Genomic DNA, 19,388 nt, shown 5'->3' with positions numbered 1-19,388 from the left:
TGATTTAGCTTTTATAGTCCAACATTGATTCCGAAGGTGAATGTTCTTGCGTTAGGCATGGAATTACGCTCAATACCTGAGCTTAAATTCGAATTACCATTAGAAGAAATCTCCGGATCTACCCCCGTGTATTTCGTTAGTAAAAAGGCATTATTTACAGACATATAAAATCTAACCGAAGAGAATTTAGCTCTCTCAATCAAGTTTAATGGCAATTTATAGCCCAATGTTAAAGTCTGTAACCTAAGAAAATCTCCTTTTTCCACATTTGACTCCAAGGCATAAGCTGAACCATTTGAGATATTATCGCCATAGATTGATCTCGGAATCTTACCGCCTTTATTCTCCGGAGTCCAAGCGTCCAATACATCTACTGAGTTATTCCAAATCCGTTGATCCAATAAACCAGCTCGTGTACCATTGTAGATATAATTTCCTCCAGAATATGTGAAGTTCATGATGAGGTCAAAGTCCTTAAACTGGAAGCTATTATTAAAACCACCGTACCAAGTAGGAAGAGTATTTCCAACTGCCACTGCTTGGTCAGCTGCTGAAGGTGCTCTTGTGCCATCCATATAAGAATAGGAGAACATTCCAGGCCCTGGTAAATGTTGATACTGTATTCTTTCTCCGTTTTTATTAATCATGATTCGACGTCCGTTTTCCGGATTCACACCATCTGTTCTAACCGCATAAATTTGAGCGGCAGACTTGCCCTCTTCTGTTATACTGGTAGTCTCAAGTCCACCAGTTGAAGCAATAATTGGTCGCTTATCATAAAGGGTAACCACTTTGTTTTTATTGGTCGAATAATTAATATTGGTATGCCAGTTAAAGTCATCCCTTTTAACAACATGAAAATTAACACCTAGCTCAATACCTCGGTTATACATTTGACCAACATTTAGTAAGATAGCATTCCCGGGTATACCCTTTGAAAGTGTTTGGGAAACAGCAAGAATCATGTTATCGATATTTTTATTATACCAATTGAATTCTGCAGTTAGTCGATTATTAAAAAGTCCTAAATCCAATCCGACGTTTGTCTGACTACTCGATTCCCATTTTAGATCTCGATTACCAGCTTGGCCAAAAGCAACATAACCAGACTGACCATAAACACCTGAGCCATAAAGATTGGTAGTTCCATACACATTGCCTAGATTTCCATTTCCAACTCGACCCCAACTTGCCTTGAAACGTAAATTGCTAATCCAATCTTGGGAATTCATCTGTTTAAAAAACTCCTCATTGCTAAGCGTCCAACCAATAGAAGCACCGCCAAAATCTCCCCAACGATTACCTGCTGCCAAGGCTGAATTACCATCTCTTCTATAATTTGCAGAGATAAAATATTTACCAGCATAATCGTAGTTTATGGAGCTTAAATAAGACTCAAAAGCTTGTTCAACAATTCCATTTGCTCCTTCTTGGTTATTTTTATACGAACCTTGAAATTGATCAAAGAACCAATCTGTCAGATTTGTTCGTGTCGCTCCCCAAGTTTCAAATCTGTTGAGTTGAGCCTCATGACCAACAAGCAAAACCAAATTATGGTCATTAAAGGATTTCGTATAGACTAGGTTATTCATCAAAATCCAATTGTTTGCCTTCATGTTGCTATTAGTTGCATATCCTCCATAATTAAACCCATCTCCGTTTATTGGGTTCCAGAAAGTTTTGTTCTCCACATTTCTTAAATCTAAGGTATAAGTAGAGTTCAATTTCAGGCCATCGATGATATTAACCCCAAGTGTTCCATTTAGGAACATACGGTTGGTTTCTGATGACCCCTTATCCTTTTCAATGATAGGCATAGGATTTGGATAGTTTGGCAAAAGCACATTCTTACCCGGTCCTATAGACGATCCAACAACGTTATAGGAACCATCTTTTAGAAAGGGGGCAACATTTGGTGCTTGCACCATAGCGATACGACCTAAACCAGAAGTATTGAATGCTGCATCAGGGATAGAGCCACTATTGGGAGAAAAGTTTTCACTATTGGTATAGGTGAATGATCCAGCAAAATTTACACGATCGGAAATTTTATGATCAATATTTGATCTTATGGCTTTTCTTTTAAAGTCATTATTCACAAGGATACCTTCTTGATCTGAAAGGTTGGCAGAGAAGAAATACTTCGTATTCTCCGTTCCACCAGATACATTTAAGTTATGATTTTGTGATACAGCCGAACGATAAATATAATCATACCATCGGGTGTCAATTTTATTTCCGTTTTCATCGGTATCTTCAAAAAAACCTCCTGTGCTTGGATAAGAAGCTTGGGGTAGATTCGGGTTAATTAACCGAGCATTGGCAATTGCTTGATTTTTGAATTTCACATACTGTTCAGCATTCAATAGCTCAGGCAACCTTAATGGTGAGGAAGTTCCCACCCAGCCGTCATAGCTAAATTTGGCTGCACCCGATTTACCTCTTTTGGTTGTAATTACAAGTACACCTGCTCCTGCCCGGGAACCATAAATTGCAGTAGAGGCAGCATCCTTCAAAATATCTATAGATTCAATATCAGAAGGGTTAATATCACCTAGTGGGTTATTTGCCGAAGATGTATTTGAAACATCATCTGTTGAAATTGGAATACCATCTACGACTACCAAAGGAAATGAATTTAAGGATAAGGAACTTAACCCTCTTACACGTACAACAGGTGGGTTATTTAAAACTCCAGAAGGTTGAACAATATTTACACCGGAGGCTTGCCCTGTTAAACCTTGTGTAAAACTTTGAAGAGGCCTATCTGCTACCTTCTCCCCAGAAACGTTTGCAGAGGCCCCTGTAAAAGACTTCTTCCTTTGAACAAGATAACCAGTTACCACCACTTCATCCAAGGCTTCTCCTTGTGATAGAAGCTGTACATTGATGGCACTCCTATTCCCTACAAGAACATTTTGTGACTCAAAACCTACGTAGGAAAAACTCAACCTTGCTTGATTATTAGGGACATCTATTGTATAACGCCCATCCTGGTCAGTCTGTGTTCCTATACTTGTTCCTTGAACAATGACAGAAACACCCGCCAAGGGTTTGGAGTCAATAGAGGAGGTTACTATCCCTGAAACCGGCCTACTCTGACCATAAACTTGTCCTATGAAAAATATCATAGCAATACAGTAAAAAATAAATCTTTGCATCATAGTTTTGTTTAGTTAAAATATAAATGGTTGCCATAAAATGATAATACGGAGAGATTTATCGAATTATGATTATTTACAGGTTAAATATTATAATTATTAACGACAAAAAGAAATATTTTTAAAATAATACAATAGAATATTAAACTTTAACCTCTAAACATTGATTTATATTGTCAAAAACCAACATAATTAGTATTTATTTAGAAATTTAATAAACCAAAAATCTATTTTAAAGATTTTCAACAAACAGGACTTGTTGTCAAATCAAATTCTGGTTAAAAAAATTAAAAACAAAGAATAATGAACCTACAGCCCAGAAAAACCAAGAAAAGTTATTCTTTAGAAAAAAGGAGAATAAATAGGGCGATAAAAAATAAAAAAGGTAAACAAAAAAGCTTTGTTTACCTCCTATATAAAATTCAATTAAGATCGTAATATTATTTCACGTCCTTTACACAACGGAAGCCTACATTATTTGTCGGTGAATTGATTTCACCTTTACCCCGACTTCCGGCTTTATAACGCTCGCAATATTGATCATTGCACAAGAAAGAGCCTCCGCGTTGTACACGTTTTACTGTTCCTGGCTCTTGAGGATCATAAGAATCGTTGGGGCCTTTAGGATTATCTTTAGGGCTATGCTGATAATAATCTGGGCGATAATAATCAGAACACCATTCCCACACATTACCTTCCATATCGTATAAGCCATAGGCATTTGCTGGAAAGGACTTTACAGGAGCAGTTGTTTCAAAACCATCCTCTTTGCTGTTCTTAGTTGGAAATTGACCCTGATAAATATTTGCAAGCCATTTTCCATCTTCTAGTTTCTCTGAACCCCAATAATAGGTTTCTGATTGATGCTTACCAGCTTTTGCTGCAAACTCCCATTCAGCTTCTGTTGGCAGACGCTTTCCTGCCCACTTCGCATAAGCTTCTGCGTCTTGATAAGCCACTTGAGTCACAGGATGATTTTCTTTTCCTTTTATTTGGCTATTAGGACCTTCAGGATGGCGCCAATTTGCACCGGGGATATATTCCCACCATTGTAAATGGTTCTGAAGATTCTGAACGTTCTTAGGAGCGGAGAACACTGCTGATCCTGGCACCAATAAAGCTGGGTCTGCACCTGGGAAATCCTTTGGATCTAGTTCTCTTTCTGCCACTGTCTTATAGCCTGTCGCTTTAACAAACTCAGCAAACTGTGCATTTGTCACTTCATGAGCATCCATATAGAATGTATTCACTTTCACTTGATGAAGAGGTTGGGCGTCCTCAAAATTTGTAGATCCCATTTGAAATGACCCTGCAGGTATTAATACCATTTCTGCTTGATCTTGTCCTTTAATGTACTGAATAGAATCATTTGATTTCTCAAGGGCAGCAAATCTGGAAGGAATAGCCGAATTATGACACATGGCACCCGAGTCCATGGACAATATATTTTCTTGCTGCTGCTTTTGTGCGGTAGATTGACATGCTTGAAGGGATAAAGCAAGAATAATAAGGAGGTTTAGATTTTTCATTTCATAACGATATTAGGAAAAAAATATCAAGAAATAAAAAAACGGATGTAACAATCATAATAAAGGGCTGTCCCTTTGGAGGACAGCCCTAATAAAATTATAATGTATTCTAAATTATACGTCTAATTGTAAATTTTTAGAACCTACTTTAGCACGGATTTTAGTATTTCCACCGCCATTCAGTCCCATTTCGTGTGGTTTATTGGTTTTCCAAGCACCTTTTGTAAAGTCAGGGAAATCAATAGTTCTGGAGTTTTTAGCAACTGACTGTACGCTCAATGGCACTACAGCACTCCAAGAAGCACCATCGTATACCGATTGATCCAATGGAAGACCGTTACGTAGACAGTCGATTAATCTCCAGTCCATCATAAAGTCCATACCACCGTGACCACCAACTTGCTTAGCTTGCTCCCCAATGAATTGTACTAATTCAGGAGTATATTTTGCGTATAAAGCTTTCAATTCTTCTGGTTTCACGTAGCTGTGACCAAAAGCAATGCCTTCTTGCGGGTACTTCTGAGCAAATCCTTTAGTACCACTTAATAAGTGAATACGAGAATAAGGTCTAGGAGAAGTAACATCATGTTGGATCATCATTGTCTTTCCTTTTTCAGTTCTGATCAAAGTTGTATCCATGTTACCTCTGTATCTTTTTCCAACAAACTCTTGGAAGAAAGAATCCTTAGCAGCTAATTCTACTGCTTTATCACCCATCATGAAGTCATTGGATTGCATAGCTACTAAATGCGTCATGCGGTCACCATAGTTGATGTTCAAACATTGAGCGATTGGGCCAATACCATGTGTTGGGTAAAGGTTTCCGTTCATTTTAATGTTTTCACGAAGTCTCCACATGTTATCATATCCATTTTTATTGAAGTTTAAGCTCAATAGATCGTGGATATAAGCACCTTCTGCATGCACTAATTCACCAAACATACCTTGACGAGCCATGTTCAGAGTTAACATTTCGAAGAAATCATAACAACAGTTCTCCAACATCATACAATGTTTTTTTGTTGCTTCAGAAGTTTTTACTACTTCCCAGATTTCTTTAACAGTTAACCCAATAGGCACCTCAGTAGCCGCGTGAGCACCAGACTTCATGGCTTCAATAGCCATTGGCGCATGGTATTCCCAAGGTGTACAGATATATACTAAATCAAGTTCTTCGTTTTTAAGCATGGTTCTCCAACCATCTTCACCCGAGTAAGCTTTAGCTTCTTTAAGGCCTTTTTTAGTTAAAATACCTTGAGCTTTAGTTACACGGTCAGCGTGTTTATCACAAAGAGCTACAATTTCAGCACCTTCAATGTAAGAAATACGGTCAACAGCACCTGGACCACGCATTCCTAAACCGATAATCGCTACTTTAACTTTGTCAATCTTTGGGGCTGCAAAACCAGACATATTAAAACCTGGAGCTGCAAGAACCTCATTTTGTAAAGACGGTAATGTTATCGCAACACTGGATAGCACACCAGCCTTTTTCAAAAAATCTCTTCGGGAGTTATTCATAGTGTATATAATAATAAAGAAACTAAGTTACAAAATTAAGGGGGACAAATAGTCCCCCAATAAATCACCTATTTTAAAACAAACTAAACAGTCGAATTTTGAAAACTATCAAATTATAGAAATCATAATTTGGTCGAGGAGCTTGATTATCAATCCCCTAATACAAGTATAAAACGAATTTTAGTAATTCAAAAATGATTTAGAAATGCAAACGTTTGTTCAATTTACACAACCGATTGTTTTTCTGTCATTTTCTTGAGACAAATTACTTAAAGGTCTATATTTCCGATAATTTCCTTCAATTGTAACTCTGAAAGCTTAGCTTGCAAACGGGCAGAATTGAATCTAGATACCGCATTGATGAAGTTTTCCTGTGCATCACGAAACTCCACAGCACTAATAGATCCTATCTTATATTTTGCTAGGGTAATATTTAAATTCTGTCTGGCGATATCCGCATTGTTTTCCTCCAACCTAGCCAAAGATAGATTCGTTTGGTAAGTCTGGAAAGCTGTTGAAATAGCGGTACGCACATTTAATTGTTGTTGTTGAATTAACAGGTCTGCACTTTCAATTTGCGTTTTGGCATTCCTTTCATTCCTTCGCTGATTAAAACCATCAAATAGATTCATGGATGCTGTAATTCCATAGTTTAAACCTCGAGCATTGGAACTGGACACGAAACCTAAGCTAGACTCCGATTGCGACACATTATAACCTGTTGTCAAGCGCACAACCGGATATCGACCAGCTTTAATGCGTTTAAGCTCCAATTCGGCAAGTCGCTTATTGATGGCAATCATTTGCAGATCCGGATTATAATGCTGCGCCTTTTCCATCAAATCATCAATCAAAAGGGTATCATCATATTCCACTTCCGGCTCAACTTCAAATTCAATGTCAAGCTCTCGAGCCATTAAACTGTTTAAGGTTATTTTAAGATTCTTGACCACATTAGCCTGTCTCAAGCGGCTTGATTCATCTTCATTCAAATTGACTTGCACATTCAACACCTCCAATCGCGAAGCTTTACCTATGGAAAATCTATTCTCTGCAGTCTTCAACCTTTCCTTTGAAATGTTGATACTGGAATCGATAGCTAACAAAAGATTTTGTTGTTCTACAATGGTAAAATAAGTCGATATAACTTCAGAAACCCGATTTAAAACAGTCTTTTTCAATTCAAATTCACCTTGCTTTTGCAATTCTTTCAATTGATCATAGCGTGCAAACATGCCTAGTCCATCAAAAATGGTCCAGCCTAAACTCACACCTACCGAAAGATTATTGTTCTTGGCATTACGCAAAGAGCGTTCCTCTCCTGTCGTTTGAGTCTGCTTGGAGTTTTGTACACTGTTGCTCTGAGAAAAGTTGGCTGTAGCAGTAGGTAGCATACCTGCATTTCCATAGCTTACATTCTCAGTAGCAATTTTAAGGTCATTCTGCGAAAGCTTAATTTCAAAATTGTTTTCTAAAGCAATCTCTACTGCCTGTTTAGCGGTTAAAAGGCCCTGTGCTTTGGATACTGTCCAGAGCCCAATAAGTAAGAAAAATAGTATAGCTTTTTTCATATTATTCTTCAATATTCTCCAACTCTGGATTTTTATTCTTTTTACGCGACATCATTAAATAGAATGCGGGAATAACAAATAAGGTTAATATCAATGCGAACAAGGTTCCTCCTACAATCACAACACCCATACCTACTCTACTGGTTGATGCGGCTCCTAAGGACATCGCAATAGGCAAAGCACCAAATCCAATGGCCAATGAAGTCATTAAGATCGGTCTTAAACGCGCTTCAGATGCATGTACCACAGCATCGTATTTCGACATTCCTTGTTCCCGCAATTGATTCGCAAATTCTACAATTAAAATACCATTCTTCGTTACCAATCCAATCAGCATGATGGTACCAATCTGACTAAAGATATTCCAAGACTGTCCAAATAACCACAAGGAGAACAATGCTCCTGCCACAGCCATCGGAACAGTAATAATGATGATGATTGGATCTATAAAACTTTCAAATTGAGCTGCTAGAATCAAGAAGATCAATAGAACAGCTAAACCAAATGCAAACATGGTATTGGATCCACTCTCCACGAAATCTCGAGATTCACCACCTAGGTCTGTAGTAAAGGTATCATCAAGCACCTTTTCTTTGATAGCTTCCATGGCAGCAATTCCATCACCCATACTCTTACCCGGAGCTAACCCTGCAGAAACTGTTGCGGACATGTATCGATTGTTATGGTACAACTGCGGAGGGCTACTACGTTCTTCCAACGTAACGATATTATCCAATTGAATTAATTCACCACGGCTATTCTTTGCATAAATGGAAGCTAGATCCATTGGCGTCGCACGGTCCTTACGGTCAAATTGGCCCATAATCTGATACTGCTTTCCATTCATCATAAAATAACCAAAACGCTGACCCGACAAAGACATTTGCAAAGTTTGTGCTACATCTAAGACAGATACACCCAATGATTCGGCCTTTTCACGGTCAATAGTCACATAGACCTCTGGCTTATTAAACTTCAAATTCACATCAGAAATAGAGAATGTAGGGTTTTTAGAAAGCTCATCCATAAACTCCGGAATCTTCTCCTCTAGCTTCTGAAAATTTGGTGCCTGAATAATATACTGAATAGGCATCCCCCCTCTTCTATTTACTGAGATAGTAGGCTGTTGAGATACAGCTACGCGAGCTTCAGAAAACTGTCTGGTTAATTTAGAAAGATGATCTGCAATCTCTGCCTGAGAACGCTCGCGTTCATTTGGCTGAACAAGTCCTAAACGCACAAAACCACTATTCGAAGATGCTGATCCAAATCCAGGAGAGGTAATCACCAAGGATACTTTCTTCTCAGGAACAGAGTCATTGATGAGCATGGTTAGTTCATTCATAAACCTGTCCATATAATCGTAGGAAACCCCTTCTGGGGCAGTCGCACGGAGACTGATGTAACTCCTGTCATCGTAAGGTGCTGTTTCTTTAGGTAGTACCTGATAGAAAAAGAAGATCAATCCGAAACAGCCAATAATGGTTGCAAAGCTATACCATTTATGTTTTAAAAATCCTTTGAGTGCTGATGCATAATCTTTATTCATCATTTCAAAGTATTTCTCCGTACGCACATAGAACTTCGAATGCTTTTGCTCCCCACCTTTCATCAAATAGGCATTCAACATAGGCGTCAAAGTCAGCGAGACAAAGGCCGATATCAATACCGCAGCCCCTATGACGACACCAAACTCTCGGAATAGTCGACCAACAAAGCCTTCTAAGAAGATAACAGGTAAAAATACAGCCGCCAAGGTTACAGAAATGGAGATAACAGCAAAGAATATCTCATTAGACCCTTTGATTGCAGCTTGTATGGGTGACATCCCCTCTTCTACCTTTTTAAAGATATTCTCGGTTACTACAATACCATCATCTACCACCAAACCAGTTGCCAGTACAATGGCCAGCAAGGTCAATACGTTGATGGAGAAGCCACATAGATACATGATAAAGAATGTGGCAATTAAGGAAACAGGAATATCGATTAAAGGTCGGAATGCAATGGACCAATTTCTGAAAAACAAATAGATGATCAATACCACCAAGACGATGGCAATCAACAAAGTCTCGACAACTTCTAATACGGCTTTTTTTACGAATTGCGTATTATCAATAGCGATATTGATATCAAAACCTTCCGGAAGCTCATTAGAGAGCTTTTCATATTCCGTATAAAACTTATCGGCAATATCCAGATAGTTTGTTCCAGGCTGTGGAATAATGGCCAAACTGACCATAGGGAAGCCTGAATCCGACATCTTGGTCTCAAAGTTTTCGGCTTCTAAAGCTGCTTTCCCAACATCGGAGAAGCGAATCGTACGATTATTATCCGAACGTATAATGATTTGACTAAACTGTTCCTCTGTTGCAAGATTACCAATGGTTTTAATAGCCAACTCTGTATTGGCACCCGTCAGTTTACCTGAAGGCAATTCTACGTTCTGTGTATTTAATGCGGCTCGGACATCCATCACCGTTAAACCGTAGGATGCCAATTTCACAGGATCTATCCACAGGCGCATGGCATATTTCTTCTGCCCCCATATCTGAACCGAACTTACCCCAGGAATGGTTTGCAAGCGTTGTGCAATAACGTTTTCTGCATAATCAGATAGTTCCAAGACATTTTTAGTGGAACTTTGCAAGGTCATGGTAATAATGGGCTCCGAATCAGCATCCGCTTTGGACACAACTGGTGGAGCATCAATATCTTGAGGAAGGCTTCGTTGTGCTTGCGATACTTTATCACGAACATCGTTCGCCGCCTCTTCCAGGTTCTTACCTAAATTAAATTCGATGTTGATGTTACTGGAACCCTGATTGCTGGAAGACGAAATATTACGAATACCATCAATAGAGTTGATGGCCTTCTCTAAAGGTTCTGTAATCTGCGATTCAATAATATCGGCATTTGCGCCTGCATAATTTGTTCTAACGGAAATCTGTGCCGGGTCAATTGAAGGAAATTCACGAATACCCAAAAAGGTATAACCGATGATACCAAATAGTATCAGCATCAGGTTCATGACAATTGTTAGAACCGGTCGTTTTATACTGAGGGTCGATAAACTCATTATTATTCTTTAATTAACGTAAGGTAACTTGAACTGGCGAACCATCACGCAATGACATTACGCCTGAGGTCAGCACCGTATCTCCTGCGATGAGCCCAGAAGTAATCAATACGGCTGAATCTGTTCTAGCTCCTGTTTCCACTAAAACTTCTTTTGTTTTTTTGTTTCTCATGACAAAAACCTTCTTACCATTCTGAATGGGAATCAGTGCTTCTGCTGGAACCAGCAAACCATTTTCTAGTGTTTCCAATGGAAAGATAATGTTGGCAAAAGTTCCTGGAATAAGCTTCGCATTTGGATTTGGCGTTATTGCTTTCACCAAAAGCGTTCTCGTATTCATTTCTACAGATGGCTCTGTGGCATAAATCTTAGCCGTAAATTCTCCCTCAACACCTTGAACGTTAAATTTGATTTGATTATTTACACTTACTTTATTGGCATATTTTTCAGGAATGGAAAAGGAAACTTTCAATCTATTGGTGTTGACCAACTGCGCAATAATGGTAGCCGGCGTAACATAACTTCCTTTTGAAATGTTTCTTAAACCAATAGTCCCTGAAAATGGAGCACGAATAACCGTTTTACTTAATTGTGCGCGGATTAATTGTATTTGGGACTGTGCAGTACGAAAATCCGCACTTGCTATATCGTATTCTTCTTGACTAATGGCTTCTTTTTCTAACAAGAGCTTTGCTCTACGCTCGTTTTCGGCTGCTAAATTATTACGCGTCATAGCCTGTGAAAGCTGCGCTTGTAATTCAGCATCGTTAATGCGAATTAGCATTTGCCCTTGACCAACTCTGGAACCTTCGGAAAAATTAATCGACTCTACAATTCCCGAAATCTCCGAATGTAATTCAATCTGTTCATCGGCCTCAATGGAACCCGATAGCGATAAAAAATCAGAAAATGGCTGACCTTGGATGACCATACCATACACTTTAGCTGCTGAACGAGCACCCGATGGTCCTTTCTGCTTGGCTTCTTTCTTCTGATTCGTAAAGATTCGATACCCGATCAAACCGATGACAATAGCTAGTGCAATGACTAATAAGATAACTGATCTTCTTTTCATGTATTTTGAGCACTTACGTGCAAGTAAATTTATGGCGTCTTAGATAATGAATTGAAATTTAGAAAAAAAAGAGACATCATTCTGTAATAATGTTATTATACATAGGCTAACCAACACATTAAAACATTGAAAACCAGTAGATAATAACACAATATAAGCAAAAGGAAAACTCGACCAATTCAATGGATTATTTGATTCTTGAGCAAGAATAAGCTTAAATGATTTTAAAATGCGAAAACTAAAGGAAGTTTAGGGGTAGTTATAAATTGTAGGTGGTATAAAAAAAGAAAAGGTCTCCATGTTGCCATAGAAACCTTTGTAGTAGCGGGGACCAGACTCGAACTGATGACCTTCGGGTTATGAGCCCGACGAGCTACCAACTGCTCCACCCCGCAATGTATTTTCAAATGTCTTTTGGGTTAAACATCGCGTTTAACCCGGTTTTTAGTAGCGGGGACCAGACTCGAACTGATGACCTTCGGGTTATGAGCCCGACGAGCTACCAACTGCTCCACCCCGCAATATATTTTCAAAATCGTCGCTCTAACACATTCTAGAGCAGATTATATTATCTCCGAATTGGAGTACAAAGATATTATTTGTTTCTTTGTATTCCAAATAAAATATAAAATAATGTCACATAAAGCAGGATTCGTAAGTATCATTGGAAAACCAAACGCTGGTAAGTCCACGCTAATGAACGCTTTAGTGGGTGAAAAGATGTCTATCATCACCCCTAAGGCACAAACGACCAGACACCGGATTATCGGTATTGTCAATGAAGATGACCTTCAAATCGTTTTCTCAGACACCCCTGGAGTTATAAAACCCAACTATTCCTTGCAAGAATCGATGATGAATTTTGTACTTGGCTCCATTATCGATGCCGACATTCTTTTATTTGTTACAGATATTAATGAAAAATACGATGAAAATGATGTTATTGAAAAATTGAGAACCACGCAATCTCCAGTAGCAGTCATTATTAATAAAGTAGATAAATCTTCTGAAGAAGAAGTAAAAGCAAAAATTGAGTTCTGGAAGGAAAAGATAAATCCTGATATTATCTTCCCAATATCGGCATTATTAGGATATAATGTGGAGTCGATCATGAATTACATCAAGGATAAACTTCCTGTTCATCCACCTTATTATGAAAAGGATGAATTAACGGACAAGAACATGCGTTTCTTTGTTTCGGAGATTATCCGTGAAAAGGTCTTTAAGCTTTATGAAAAAGAGATTCCTTACAGTACAGAGGTCATTATCACAGCATTCAAAGAAGAAGGAAATTTGACACGTATTTCTGCTGAAATCATTGTAGAGAGGGATTCACAAAAGAACATTATCATTGGTAAGGCAGGTGCAATGATTAAAAAAGTCGGCACCTATGCACGTCAGGATATAGAGGAATTTATAGGTGGTAAAGTGTTTTTAGAACTTTTTGTCAAGGTTATTCCAGACTGGAGAACGAAGAAAAATTACCTAAAAAGGTTCGGGTATGATGATTAACATCCTTGTTAGGAAAAAATCAGCACACCCGAAAACCTTACAACAACCTAATTAAAAAAAGAACAAATCATGCGCTCCAGAGTTAATCCTTGGAGCGTTTATTTTGATCGCAAGGCTCATAGTCCGTCACTCCTTGTCGGAAGGACAAATTGGACACTTGGATTTCAAATCTTTCTGAATTGGTGAAGAACTCCATTTCATCACTATTCCGGTTTGGAGTTATACTTTTCCTCCTCGCCAGGTACAATTGCTCCTCTTCTTGCTCTCCCGCTAAGGAATAATTAAAATATACCGACTTATTATAGTTATTCTTAAACTGTAGCAACCATACATGTCGATCACCTTGTTGTTTAACATATTTATATCGGTATTCAATTTTAAGATAACATGGAGATTGTTTCCAAACGGTCCAAGATCCAACTTGTGCATTTGCGAATTGAAATCCGAAAATCAATAATATCCAAAGAATCTTTTTCATTACTATATTCTAATTAATTACCAAACTCATAGGTTAATCTAGTTCCCATAAATGCAGACTTAATTGGCATATCTTCTTTAAACTCGCTCATATTACGATTTAAAAAACCTATCCCAAACATAACAACAATACCTATCCTGTCTTTTTTGGCATTTCCTACAGCAAAATCATATCCTAAACCTGTCTTCAGACTGACATCAAAGCTGTTTTTTAATTTTAAAAATTCATACGTAGCACTTGACTCATCCACTTCCAAGAAGTTGATACCTATAGTAGGGATAGCCGTAAGGTAAAAACCTGATAAACGATCTTGTTTAGAACTGAAATATTTTCTTATTCCATATCCAACAGTAAAATCCAATACAGCAAAGCTATCCTCAAATAGATCATCCGAACTATAATAGTAATCTAGGCTAATACTTGGACCATGAGCAAACTTACCGTTTAAATGATTTTTTAAACCAGTGTAATCCAATTGGAAAGTGGGCATACCATAATCGCCAACAGAGCCAATTCCATCCTCTTCTAATACCCCCAAACCAAATGCCAAGCCAATCCCTCCTGTCCCATAAGTTGTTGAAGGAGCTTCTTGTTTAGCAATTTGAGAGTTATCTCCTGACAATTGGGCTAATAAACTTCCTTTTCCGGCATTAGAAGGCAGTGGTTGTTTCGCTTTTAGGCCAGCTGCAATTAATGCTACTGTATTGTCGCCTGCTGTAATCGTATTCCCACTAACCGTAGTCGTACCTGCAACAGCATTCCCTTGAACAATATTCGAACCACCCATCGCTGAATTGTTAATATCAAACAACGAGACAATTTGCATTCTATCGGATGCCTTCAGGATAATCGTATCGACAACGGTCTGACTTCCATATTTGGTCATCGGGATTTTCTTTTCTCCTTTTTCAGGAAGAGCTACTCTAGTATAAGAGATTGTTGCTGGAAGGCTCTGCCAGTTCCTAGTATCTGCTTTTTCGGTTGCCGCACCTAGAGCATCAGTACCTAAACCCACTAAATCTTCCGCTAAGCCACCACCCAAATGTCCTGCTAGTTTTTTAAAACCAAAGGATACTGCTTTTTTAGAGGCAAAACGTGCTGCAGTCTTTAAAGCCTCCCGAAAGGCACGGTCTTTCAAACACTGCTTAGCAATAGCCGTTAAATCTTGGGAAACTTCAAAGTATTGCTCCCTTCCGTCAATTTGTAAGCTTGCTTTTTGAAAAGCAGGCGTACCTTTTATATATTCCGGAAATGCTACAACATTGATTCCGATGTTTAATCCAGCCGGAATTGGTAAGATAATCTGTGTGTCATCGTCACTATATGTACCAACAAAGGTCCCTAAGACACCATTTGCCGACAATTTCATTTGGCTTTTCTTCGGCCCTAAGCCATTCTCCCAGAATACGATTGCTGAATTTTTAATGGTTTCTACTGGAGTATTCGGATATTTTTTCAAATAATCCTTATGCTCTTGTGTAAAACCTAAAACCTTCGAAGTCCGCAATAAATCCTTCTTCAGTTGCAATGGCGTTGCTACCCCCATGTAAATCCCTCCGTTATCATCGTAGATTTTCTCGGCATTCCGATAAGCTATAAAAGCATCATTCGTCTGACTCAAAGACTCATAGATTATACCTTGAAGAATTTGAGCAAAGGCATCGTACTGATACTTGTTTTTATTATCAGGATACTTATCATTCAATTCATTGAGCTTAATATTGATTCGTTTAGCTTCAATTAGTGCCGTATCTGCTTTTCCTAATTGATAAAAATTCAAAGCTTTATAGTAATGGATCAATACTTTTTCAAAGTCCTCCCCTTTGTATTTCTCCATCATCGGATTAGTTAGATTCGATACAATAGATGTCCCTACGGAGTTCTTTATTCCATCATCGAGTAGAATGTATGCTTGCTCAAAGAAGGAATTACTTCGAGCAAAATTACCAAGCATATGTTCCAATTTCCCCTTTTCCATAAAGTACAGCAGTTTATTTCTGTCTTTTTGGAAGAAGCTCATGGCATCCAGACTTAAGGATGCTGCTTGGAAATTAGAAAATTCCATTTGCGCAAAAACCTCTTGGTTTTTGTCTTGATATCTTCCCGCAGTGGCACATGACCCTAAATATAGGACGAGTATGCCGGCAACGAAAAGAAAAGTCATGTTCTTTATCGTTTTCATTTCAATAATATTAGGTTAATATGAGCCCTTACGCCTTAATTCTAAGGCGTTACAAGGGCATGATTGGTTTGGACTAGTTTATTTTAGACGCTTGTTTCCAAGGTATTTCTTGATCTTCTTATCCCCGATCCATACCTTGTCATTGCTTTGCAAATGCGTAAGCTCTAAATTGATTTGATAATAAATGGTTTTTTCTTTTCCATATTGATCAACAATGGAATTGATGGTCCCCTGCAGCATAAAATCTGCACCACGCTCTAAACCGAAAGCCTTCATCGTACCGACAGAAGCATTGTTTTGTTGATCGGCACGCTCAGCACGCAATTCCTCACGTTTAGAACCACCTTGAACAACAGACATGCGTCCGGAGTTGATCATACTCTTCTCAATGTCTAAAGAGAAAGTCTCCGTTGGAATATGCTCATGCGATTTATTTGTTACCATGCCAACAATAATTACTGGCTTTTTCCCATTATTCTGTGAGGCAAAAGTATTGTACCATGGATGAGCTGCCAACTCATTGGAAATCTCTTCAGCAGTAACACGAGAATCTGTTTCATTCCAACGTCCACTTAAATCCGTTACGGAATCCTCAGCCATGCGTTGAACATGCGGAGTTTTACAAGAAACTGAAAATAAAATTAACAGTAATGCTAATGAGGTATAGGTCACACCTCTCATGATGTATTCTTTCATTTTTTTAATAATTGATTTGTTAGTCAAAACTAAATCAATGTTGGTCAGAAAAAAATACCGCATTTAGGGTATTTTTTACCGAATTAATGGTTGAAAAATTATCTAAACGCCTTTTAATGGAAATTAAGGCTTACTTAAGGAATGTGTTTTTAGCGATAATTATGTCCTATTAGACCGATGCGCTATTAGATATGAGATGTGAGATAGAGCCCTAGGGGCAGTATATAGTAATTAGTATTTAGTATATAGACCTATTGGCGGGATGGTATTTCGCTATTTACAACTCAGAGCGAAGTGAAGAGTCGGAGCCCTACGGGCGGTATTTAGTATCAAGTAGTTAGTATATAGACCTATTGGCGGGATAGTAATTTTGCTATTTACAAATCAGAATTCTTTAATTTATTGGATGATGAACTTTTGATAACGGTCGAAGCATGCTTCGACCCTACAGTTAGGGTATTTTAAGCCCTATTTTCCGCGTTTTCCGTAGGGTCGATGCATGCATCGACCGCATAACACTATTCATTTCCAACTTTATGGGCTCTACTTTCTGGTGTCTTTTGTCTGTATTCTCATCGTCTCTCACAGGGGTTGGATAGGGGTTGGATTCGAGACTCTAACGGATCTCCTTCGGAACTTGTTCGGATCTCCTTCGGATCCCTAGCGATTCCTTAGGGTTCTCGAAGCAAACCCAAGGGAAACCCAAGGTTAATAGGTCCTCAAGTAGAAGAAATACCAAATAAAAATTACGCTACGATTAATTCGGGTTAGCTTCAGTTAGTGGGGCTTCTAGGTCACTTAACTTTTTCCTAGGCTTTTTAGGCGTTTGTGGTTGTCCGGCAAGCTTATTCCAGATATTACGTGATTCCTTCGTTAATAAAGGTGACACGATGGATAGGATCAATACATAGACCACTACGAAGGATTGAATGACTGGCAATAGCTTTCCTGCCTTGCCAATATTGGCCATGATAATGGAAAATTCCCCACGAGCAGAGAGTGTAAAGCCTATATCAACGGAATTTTTGGCTTTTAAGTTGGAGAATCGACTTGCAAAATAACCGGAGGCCACATTACAAATAATTGTAATTCCCGCAGCAAAACTTGCCCAACCGACTGCTCCGCCTAAGGAGTACATATCAATGGATAAGCCAAAGCTAAAAAAGAACATGGCTCCAAAGAAATCCTTAAATGGGAGTACCATACCTTCAATCTTCTTAATGTATTTGGAGTCGGCAAAGACTAAGCCCGCCATAAGTGCACCGATCGCCTCGGCAACATGGATTGTTTCAGAGAATCCAGCGATACAGAACAGCAAGCTAAATATGACAAGGATGAAAAGCTCGGAGGATTTCTCTTGTAGGAGTTTATCGATCCAAGGCACTAACTTTCTCCCTAACACTAAAAAAGAGAGAATAAAGCCTAATGCCAACAAGGAAGTGCCTGCAACTGCTAAAAAGGAGCTACTACCGGTTAAAATTAAACCCGATAGAAAGGAAATATGCATGGCGATAAAAAGATCATCAAACATAATCATACCCATGATAACCTCCGTTTCGGGGTTAGCAGTCCGTTTTAAATCCGTTAATACCTTAGCAACAATGGCTGTGGAAGAACTGGTCATAATACCACATAGCACCATCATTTCTTTGAAAGGAAGGTGCATCATGTAGCCAACCAATAACCCGGAGAAGAAATTTAATAATACATAAATTGTTCCTCCAGCCACTATAGATTTACCCGATTTGATTAATCGGCCAACAGAAAATTCCAATCCTAAATAAAACAAGAGGAATAATACACCTAGACGGCCCATAAAATCAATAAAGGGCTTACTCTCTTTGAAAGTAAAGAATTTCCAAGCTGAATTTACAGTATCTGTGAGACCGGGATTATTGATCTTTACTAAAAGATCATCTAAAAAGGCAGGGTGAGATTCATTGCCTAAGACCATACCAATCACGATAAAAAAAGGAATGACTGAGAATTTTAGGCGGTTAGCCAAAAGACCAACCAAAGCGACTAATAAAACAGCGATTCCAATTTCAATAATGAGGGTATTAGGCATAAAATTTAATTACAGTAAGATCTCCTTTAAAAGTTTGATGTTTTTTAGTTTTCCCGCAATAACGAGTGTTGTACCTGGGGTAATCACATAGTCAGGACCGGGATTGATGATGGTTTCATCTTCACGAATGGCCGCAATGATCGAGGCGCCAGTACGCTGTCTTACCTCCAATTGGCCAATACTCTTGTTAACCCCATCATTGGAAGGCTCTACCTTGTACCATTCAATACGAAGATCATCCAATGCTACTTCGATCGTTTCCAAAGCCTTTGGCTTATAAGAAAGACCACCTAAAATACCGGCGACTTGACGAGACTCTTCGTCAGACAATGTCATCACACAATGCGTCTCATTATCGTCGTCTTCATGACGATATAACTCCCTACGGCCATCATCATGGATGACAACGACCATATTGTCTCCAGCCTCAGTCTCAATTTGGTATTTTTTACCAATCCCAATAAGATCACTTTCTCTAACTATCGACATGATTTAAATTTATTTAAGTATGAATTA

Annotated in this window: 12 protein-coding genes and 2 tRNA genes; 1 reads left to right on the top strand and 13 read right to left on the bottom strand. The window is 38.5% G+C overall.

Annotated features, from left to right (window positions below):
* Window positions 1-11: 11 nt before the first annotated feature.
* The 8 genes from ACP6L2_RS09265 to ACP6L2_RS09230 form a co-directional block, all read right to left on the bottom strand.
* Entirely contained in the window at window positions 12-3,131 is a 3,120-nt protein-coding gene (locus ACP6L2_RS09265; protein ID WP_440508943.1) for a SusC/RagA family TonB-linked outer membrane protein, read from the bottom strand.
* Between the two features lie 470 nt (window positions 3,132-3,601).
* Complete coding sequence (locus ACP6L2_RS09260; protein ID WP_440508942.1) at window positions 3,602-4,690, bottom strand: formylglycine-generating enzyme family protein; 1,089 nt, start codon at window positions 4,688-4,690, stop codon at window positions 3,602-3,604.
* A 114-nt stretch (window positions 4,691-4,804) separates the two neighbouring features.
* On the bottom strand, window positions 4,805-6,211 hold the full coding sequence (locus tag ACP6L2_RS09255; RefSeq protein ID WP_440508941.1) for a Gfo/Idh/MocA family protein: 1,407 nt from the start codon (window positions 6,209-6,211) through the stop codon (window positions 4,805-4,807).
* 269 nt (window positions 6,212-6,480) lie between these two features.
* Window positions 6,481-7,782: a TolC family protein gene (locus tag ACP6L2_RS09250; RefSeq protein WP_440508940.1), complete on the bottom strand. Its 1,302-nt coding sequence runs from the start codon at window positions 7,780-7,782 to the stop codon at window positions 6,481-6,483.
* Between the two features lies 1 nt (window position 7,783).
* Window positions 7,784-10,861, bottom strand: a complete 3,078-nt coding sequence (locus tag ACP6L2_RS09245; protein ID WP_440508939.1) for an efflux RND transporter permease subunit — start codon at window positions 10,859-10,861, stop codon at window positions 7,784-7,786.
* 13 nt (window positions 10,862-10,874) lie between these two features.
* Window positions 10,875-11,936: an efflux RND transporter periplasmic adaptor subunit gene (locus ACP6L2_RS09240; protein WP_440508938.1), complete on the bottom strand. Its 1,062-nt coding sequence runs from the start codon at window positions 11,934-11,936 to the stop codon at window positions 10,875-10,877.
* A gap of 322 nt (window positions 11,937-12,258) precedes the next feature.
* Window positions 12,259-12,331, bottom strand: a tRNA-Met gene (locus ACP6L2_RS09235).
* A 53-nt stretch (window positions 12,332-12,384) separates the two neighbouring features.
* Window positions 12,385-12,457 (bottom strand) — tRNA-Met (locus ACP6L2_RS09230).
* A gap of 112 nt (window positions 12,458-12,569) precedes the next feature.
* Between ACP6L2_RS09230 and era the strand changes: the two genes are divergently transcribed.
* Entirely contained in the window at window positions 12,570-13,448 is an 879-nt protein-coding gene (gene era / locus ACP6L2_RS09225; RefSeq protein ID WP_344673126.1) for a GTPase Era, read from the top strand.
* A gap of 82 nt (window positions 13,449-13,530) precedes the next feature.
* Here era and ACP6L2_RS09220 read toward each other — a convergent pair whose 3' ends face one another.
* The 5 genes from ACP6L2_RS09220 to ACP6L2_RS09200 form a co-directional block, all read right to left on the bottom strand.
* Complete coding sequence (locus ACP6L2_RS09220; protein ID WP_440508937.1) at window positions 13,531-13,926, bottom strand: hypothetical protein; 396 nt, start codon at window positions 13,924-13,926, stop codon at window positions 13,531-13,533.
* 13 nt (window positions 13,927-13,939) lie between these two features.
* Window positions 13,940-16,108: a COG3014 family protein gene (locus ACP6L2_RS09215; RefSeq protein WP_440508936.1), complete on the bottom strand. Its 2,169-nt coding sequence runs from the start codon at window positions 16,106-16,108 to the stop codon at window positions 13,940-13,942.
* Window positions 16,109-16,186: 78 nt separating this feature from the next.
* Complete coding sequence (locus ACP6L2_RS09210; RefSeq protein ID WP_440508935.1) at window positions 16,187-16,804, bottom strand: penicillin-binding protein activator LpoB; 618 nt, start codon at window positions 16,802-16,804, stop codon at window positions 16,187-16,189.
* Between the two features lie 757 nt (window positions 16,805-17,561).
* On the bottom strand, window positions 17,562-18,872 hold the full coding sequence (locus ACP6L2_RS09205) for a cation:proton antiporter (RefSeq protein ID WP_440508934.1): 1,311 nt from the start codon (window positions 18,870-18,872) through the stop codon (window positions 17,562-17,564).
* Between the two features lie 9 nt (window positions 18,873-18,881).
* Window positions 18,882-19,361 (bottom strand): cation:proton antiporter regulatory subunit, encoded by a 480-nt coding sequence (locus ACP6L2_RS09200; protein WP_440508933.1) that lies wholly within the window; start codon window positions 19,359-19,361, stop codon window positions 18,882-18,884.
* Window positions 19,362-19,388: the final 27 nt, after the last annotated feature.

Source organism: Sphingobacterium lactis, from assembly GCF_051951495.1.
Lineage (GTDB): Bacteria > Bacteroidota > Bacteroidia > Sphingobacteriales > Sphingobacteriaceae > Sphingobacterium > Sphingobacterium lactis_A.
The sequence above is the reverse complement of the archived record's forward strand: the minus strand, read 5'-3'. Positions and strand labels throughout refer to the sequence as shown.